General features: G+C 64.1%; 6 protein-coding genes. All 6 read right to left on the bottom strand.

The window, feature by feature from the left end:
* Positions 1-20: 20 nt before the first annotated feature.
* Entirely contained in the window at positions 21-317 is a 297-nt protein-coding gene (locus AC5Y5V_RS31185; RefSeq protein WP_499935948.1) for a WXG100 family type VII secretion target, read from the bottom strand.
* Positions 318-440: 123 nt separating this feature from the next.
* Positions 441-701: a hypothetical protein gene (locus AC5Y5V_RS31180; protein ID WP_499942906.1), complete on the bottom strand. Its 261-nt coding sequence runs from the start codon at positions 699-701 to the stop codon at positions 441-443.
* Positions 702-951: 250 nt separating this feature from the next.
* Positions 952-2478: a phospholipase C gene (locus AC5Y5V_RS31175; protein ID WP_499942903.1), complete on the bottom strand. Its 1527-nt coding sequence runs from the start codon at positions 2476-2478 to the stop codon at positions 952-954.
* Between the two features lie 165 nt (positions 2479-2643).
* Entirely contained in the window at positions 2644-4188 is a 1545-nt protein-coding gene (locus AC5Y5V_RS31170) for a phospholipase C (protein ID WP_499942899.1), read from the bottom strand.
* Between the two features lie 177 nt (positions 4189-4365).
* Complete coding sequence (locus AC5Y5V_RS31165; protein ID WP_499942897.1) at positions 4366-5913, bottom strand: phospholipase C; 1548 nt, start codon at positions 5911-5913, stop codon at positions 4366-4368.
* A gap of 414 nt (positions 5914-6327) precedes the next feature.
* Positions 6328-6765 (bottom strand): PPE family protein, SVP subgroup (locus tag AC5Y5V_RS31160; protein WP_499942894.1); only part of this gene is annotated, 438 nt, incomplete at its 5' end.

Raw genomic sequence — 6765 nt, 5'->3', positions numbered from 1 at the left:
AGTTGTGTAGTGGGTGAGAGCTAGCTGCTCAGGATCTGCTGGCTGGCCTGCTCTTGCTGCTCGTAGTTGTTGGCGTCGCGGATCAAGCCGTCGCGCACACCGTGCAGCATGTTCACGATGTTGCGGAAGGCCTGGTTCATCTGACCCATGGTGTCGTACGACGTCGCTTGGGCGGTGCCGCTCCAGCCGGCACCGGCGATGTTCTGCGACGACGCCCACATCCGGCGAGCCTCATCCTCGACGGTCTGGGCGTGGGTTTCGAAACGACCCGCCATGGCCCGCATCGCGTGCGGGTCGGTCATAAAGCGAGTTGCCATGTTTCCTGTCTCCTCAATACTTGGACTTGTCATCTGGTCTTATGGATCGGCCGTTCTTTTGCCGGCAGGCTGAGAAACCGGGGTTCGCCGATCGTCTGAATACTTGCGTATTCCCCCTCTCTCTCAGCCCGCCGCCGGAGAATGCGGTATCACGCCATTTGTGCGGGGCACCTCGAAGCGCGGCTCGGCGTTTTCGGCCTGCCATTCGCTCCACTCGGCCCACTCATCCCACTCGTCCATGCCTTCTGCGGCCGGTTCCGGAGTCACCTCGCCGGGAGTTACCTCCGCGACGGCGCCTTCCTCGGAATCCTTGGCCCAGTGGTCGTAATCGTCCGGCGGCACGGCCACGCCCCAGGTGAGCGGCACCGACAGCCCACCGAGCATGCCCGACTCGCCACGCTTGGCGGCCACGGAGTCATCCGGCAAGGGCGAACCAAGAGGGAGAAGCACGTCGTCCCCTTCCGAACCCGATTCCGACAAATCCGTACTCAGCCGCGACTCTGCATACCAAGCACTTGGCATCGTAAATCAATCCGCGAACCGATATCGGGGAATTCCCGGAAATTTCACGTCCCAACCGATGTCCGCGTTCGCATGCGGGCTCCGAAGTGACACTCGTTCCCGGCGTGTCCCGCTAACAGGGGCCACTGGGGGTCCCCCGCACCGGCGTCGTCTCCTGCACCGGCGGCACCTGCGGATAGGGCACGCGGTAGGGCCGCCCCTCATTCAGCGTCCCCAGCACCGCATTTGGGACGCACTGGGTCAGCTTCGACAGCTGACGCGCCGGGTGGTCCAGGTTGGGCGGGGACGGGTTGGGTGGCGCGGCGAAATTGAACGCCGACGTCATGTCGTGAGTCACGCTGGCGCGCCAGGCGGTCAGGTTGGGCACCGGCACACCCCACCGCTTGCCGATCAGCTGCAGTTGTGAGGTGTGGTCGAACGTCTCGTGCGCGACCATCCCGCCACGGCTGTAGGGCGAGATCACGAAGCAGGGGACCCGAAAACCCATCCCGATCGGCCCGCGGATGCCGCCCGAACCCTCGACCTTGTTGATGTCGACGTTGTTCGGAATCCATTCGCCCGGCGTCCCTTCCGGCGCCGTCGGCGGCGTGACGTGATCGAAGAAGCCGCCGTTCTCGTCGTAGGCGATGATGAGTGCGGTCTTCTCCCACACCCGCGGATTGGACATCAACATCCGCAGCAGGGTCACGATCGTCATCGCACCCACCGCCAGCGGGAATGACGGGTGCTCGGACTGCAGCGTCAGCGGGACGACCCAGGACACCGCAGGCAGCCGGTTGGCTTTGACGTCGGATAAGAAGTCGAACGGATAGGTCGGGGCGATCCCGTAGCGGGCCAGGTTCGACCTCGGGTCCGCGCCCTGCTTGAAACTCCCCACATATCCATTGCGGCTCAACGTGATGTCGTTGATCGCTCCCAGCGTCTTGTTGTTGTAGATCTTCCAGCTGACGCCCGCCGCCTCGAGGTGCTCCGGCATGATCGTCCAGGTAAATTTCGCCTTCGGCTGGATCGTGGGCTCGACGATCTGCGGGCCGCCCTTGTCGCCCTCCGGATTGATGGTGGCGCTGATCCAGTAAAGCCGGTTCGGCATGGTGCCGCCCAGCAGCGAACAGAAATAGCGGTCACAAATGGTGAAGGTGTCGGCCAGCAAGTAATGGATCGGTATGTCCTGGCGCGCGTAATAGCCCATCACCACGGGGGTGTTGCCCTGCGATCGGGTTTGGGCCTGCGTTGCCAGCCAGCCGTTGTTGGCGCCGTTATTCCAGGACCCGTGCTCCGCCATCCACGCGTGGTCGGGGTCGTTGACGCACTCGCCGACGCCCAGGGGGCCCCTGGTGGTGTCGATGCGGTACGGGATGGTGACGCCGGCCGGGTCGACCTTCTGCGTCATCGGGTTCCAGCCCATCTGGTTGAACAGTGGCGAGCCACTGCCGAAACCGTCTACGCCAGAAAGGGTTCCGAAGTAGTGGTCGAAGGACCGATTCTCCTGTAGGCAGAGCACGATGTGCTCGATGTCGCCCAGATGGCCCGAGCACGGGCCGGCGCCGTAGGCCTTTTCGATCACCGGCGCGCACATGTCGGTCAGCAGCGCCGCGGCGCCCGCACCCGACATCTTCGCCATGAATTCTCGACGCGACATTCCGGCGAATAGACCGTGGTTCACCAGACCACCCTCTCGTTCCGTATTCCGGCCCACCGTATATTTGCTGGAGCCGACGCAGCCAAAGGCCGTCCGGCGTGTCGCGCCCGATTCTCGGGGCTCCTCAATGCGCCGTCATTCGACGCGCAGGCCGAGAATTTGAATTCAGCAGGGGCCGCTGGAATTTTGCCGGACCGGCGCGGTTTCCTGGGTGGGCATCGCCTGCGGGTACGGCACCCGATAGGGAACCGATGCCTTCACCGTCGATCCCAAAACGACATTGGGAATGCATTGAGGGAATTTCGGAATCGCGACTAGCGCCGGGTGGTCCAAATTCGGCCGGGACGGGTCCGGCGGGGAGGCGAAGTTGAACGTCGACGTCATGTCGCCCACCACACCATTTCGCCAGGGGCTGATATTGGGCACGGGCACGCCGAACCGCTTGGATATCAGCTTCAGCTGCGAGGTGTGGTCGAACACCTGGCTGGCCTTGAGCGGGCCGCGGCTGTACGGGGAAATGACGAAGCACGGCACGCGGAAACCCAGGCCGATCGGCCCGCGAATTCCGCCGGACCCGTCGACCTTATTGATGTCGACGCTGTTCGGAATCCACTCACCGGGCGTGCCTTCGGGCGATGTCGGGGGCACGACGTGATCGAAAAACCCGCCGTTTTCGTCATAGGAAATGATCAGCGCGGTCTTTTCCCACACGGCGGGATTGGACAGCAGGATCCGTAGGCAGTTCACCAGTGTGACGGCCCCCGCCGACACTGGAAACGCGGGATGCTCCGAGTTGAGAAAGCCCGGCAGCAGCCAGGACACCGCCGGCAGCTTGTTGAGCCTGACGTCGGTGGCGAATCCGAGCGGATAGGTGGGCGCGATGCCGTAGCGGGCCAGATCCGAGCGCGGATCCGCGCTCTGCTTGAAGCAGTTGACCAGCCCGTTGTAGCCGACGACGGTGTTGTTCAGCGGCCCCAGTGCCTTGTTTTGGTACACCTTCCAGCTGACCCCGGCCTGGCTGAGCACCTCCGGCATGATCGTCCAACTGAACTTCAGCAGCGGTTGAACCAGCGGCTCCACCAGCTGCGGTCCACCCTTATCGCCCTCGGGATTGTTGGTGGCGCTCATCCAGAAAAGCCGATTCGGCGTGGTGCCGCCCAGCAGCGAACAATGGTAGTTGTCGCAAATCGTGAAGGCGTCCGCCAGCAGATGATGGACCGGAATATCTTTACGCGCGTAATAACCGATTGTCGCGGGGACATTGCCCTGCAACGGGCTGTTCCCCACCTGGGCCGGCAGCCAGTTATTGTTGAGGCCGCCGTTCCACGATTTGTGCATCGCGATCCAGGCGTGGTCCGGGTCGTTGACGCATTCGCCGTCCAGCAACGGTCCGCGGGTGGTGTCGAAGTGGAACGGCATCGTGATGCCACTCGGGTCCAGCTTCTGGGTCATCGGGTTCCAGCCGACCTGTTTGAATACATTGGGCAGCGCGGTCGGGTCGTCAAACCCCCGGGTGGACGAGAGCGTGCCGAAGTAGTGGTCGAACGACCGGTTTTCCTGCATCAACAACACGATGTGTTCGATATCGTTCAAATTGCCGCTACAGGGCCCTGCGCCATAAGCCTTTTCGATCACGGGACCGGCCAGCGACATCAGGGCTCCGGCGCTGGTGGCGGCGGCGGCTTTGGACATAAATTGTCGACGCGACATTCCGTCGACCGAGTAGTCGCTCACCACATGGCCTCCTCGCGGCCCTCGCTCATATTCCAGATCACGGTATAGTTGCGACCCTGATCAGCGACGACACGCCGGTCGGCGTGTCGTGGTCGGATTTATCACTGTTTGCTCACGCAATTCCGACGACGAAAGTCGGTTCGCGAGCCGCAGCTAACAGGGTCCGCTGGAAACCGCGCGAACGGGCGTCGTTTCCTGGGTCGGCATGGATTGGGGATAGGGCACCCGATACGGAATGCTCGGCAATGCTCCGTCGGTGGTGCCGAGGACGATGTTCGGGATGCACTGCGGCAGCTTTGGAATCGCGGCCAGGTTGGGATTGGCCAACTTCGGCTGGGACGGGTCCGGCGGCGTGGCGAAGTTGAAGGTCGAGGTCATGTCCCCGACCACGCTGTCGCGCCAAGGGGTCAGGTTGGGCACCGGCACACCGAAACGGGTGCGGATCAGCTTCAGCTGCGAGGTGTGGTCGAAGGTGTCGTGGTTCATCAGGCCGCCACGGCTGTACGGCGAAATCACCCAGCAGGGCACGCGATAACCCAGACCGATCGGTCCGCGGATGCCGCTGGACCCGCTCACCGCGTTGATGTCGACGCTGTTGGGAATCCATTCGCCCGGCGTGCCGATCGGCGCCGTGGGCGGCACGACGTGATCGAAAAATCCGCCGTTCTCGTCGTACATGACGATCAGCACCGTCTTTTCCCAAACCGCGGGGTTGGTCAGCAAAATCTTCAGCGCGTTCACCATGGCGACGGCGCCGAGGGCCACCGGCAGCGCGGGGTGTTCGGACTGGATGAAGTTCGGAACCAACCAGGACACCGCCGGCAGCCGGTTGGCCCGGACGTCGGACGCGAAGTCGATGGGATAGGTCGGAGCGATGCCGAACCGGGCCAGGTTCGACCGGGGGTCCGCTGACTGCTTGAACGCCTGCACCAGCCCGTTGTTGCTGATGGGCGTATTGATGAAACGCCCGGCGTCCTTGTTCTGATACACCTTCCAGCTGACGCCGGCGGCTTCCAGGTTCTCCGGCATGATCGTCCAGCTGTACTGCTGCAGGGGCAGGAACCCGGGCTCCACCAGCTGCGGCCCACCCTTGTCGCCTTCCGGGTTGATGGTGGCGCTCATCCAGTACAGGCGATTGGGCAGCGTCCCGCCCAGCAGCGAGCAGTGGTAGCCGTCGCAGATCGTGAACGCGTCCGCCAGCAAATGGTGGATCGGAATGTCCTTGCGCGTGTAGTAGCCCATCACCATCGGGATGTACGGACCGGTGCGCGTATTCGCCTGCGCCGGCAGCCAGTTGTTGTTGGCGCCGTTGTTCCAGGAGTTGTGCATGGCGGTCCATGCGTGATCGGGGTCGTTGACGCACTCGCCGTCCAAGCGGAAGCCGCGGGTGGTGTCGAGGCGAAAGGGCATCGTGGTGGCGACCGGGTCCGGCTTCTGCGTCCTGGGGTCCCAGCCGACTTGGTTGAAGATGTTGGGCAACGCGCCCGGATCCTGGAAACCCCGGGTCGAAGACAGGGTGCCGAAGTAGTGGTCGAACGACCGGTTCTCCTGCATGAGCAACACGATGTGCTGGATGTCGGACAAATGACCGGAGCAGGGTCCCGCGGCATAGGCCTGTTCGATGACCGGGGCCGCCCAATCCATCAGAAATGCCGCGCCACCGACGCCGCACGCTTTTGCCAGAAAGTCACGACGTGACATTCCGCGGAATGGATCGTCGCTCACCGAGTCTGCCTTCCTGGATACACTGCAGATCACGGTATAGTTACGAACCTGATCAGCCCCGAAACGCGAACCGGCGTGTCGCAGGCGAATTTTCGGGCCGCCGCAGGGGCCACAGCCGCTCGATGCCCGTCGACGGCCGCCGAGCACCCTGTGCAGCCGAAAATCATTGGGCGCCAAGGGATTACCGTCCGGGACGGCGCAAATAGCGACACCCGCGGCAAGCGCGGGACGCGCGCCCACCCCAGATACCAATTATCGGGTTTTGCTCGACGGCCCTATTGGGCCCTATTCAAAGCCCAAGAATTGCGCAACCAAATCCGCCATGCGGAGAATTGACCGCCAATTGCGATACCGCGGACGTATCGTCCGCAATGCGCAGCCGGAAGCGGCTTAGCCGACCCCGGACCGCGGCACCACGCTGGGCCGGTTCTGCACCACATGATTGGGGCTCGCGCCGCCGCGGCCCATCATGCCGCCGGGCATGCCGGCGCCGGCGCCGCCGCCCATCGGCATCGGCATCATCGGCATGCCGCCGCCCATCGGCGCCCCGCCCGCACCGGCGGCCGCAGCCATCTCGGCGGGCAGCCCAGCGCCCAGGCCCGACATCGCGCCGGACCCCATCCGCGCCGGCATCGATCCCTGCCACGTCGGCGGGACCGACATCGCGCCCACCAGACGCGCCTTGCCCAGGCCGTCGCCCAGTCCGGCGCCGCCCAGACCACCGACACCACCGAGTGGCTTCAGGTCGGTGGCACCCACAAACTTCGCGGCTTCCGGCAATGCGGCAGCGGCACCGGCCAATCCCGCCGTGCCCGCGTTCGCCGAGTT

Source organism: Mycobacterium sp. NGS68, from assembly GCF_059812195.1.
This window is presented reverse-complemented; position numbering and strand designations above follow the sequence as displayed.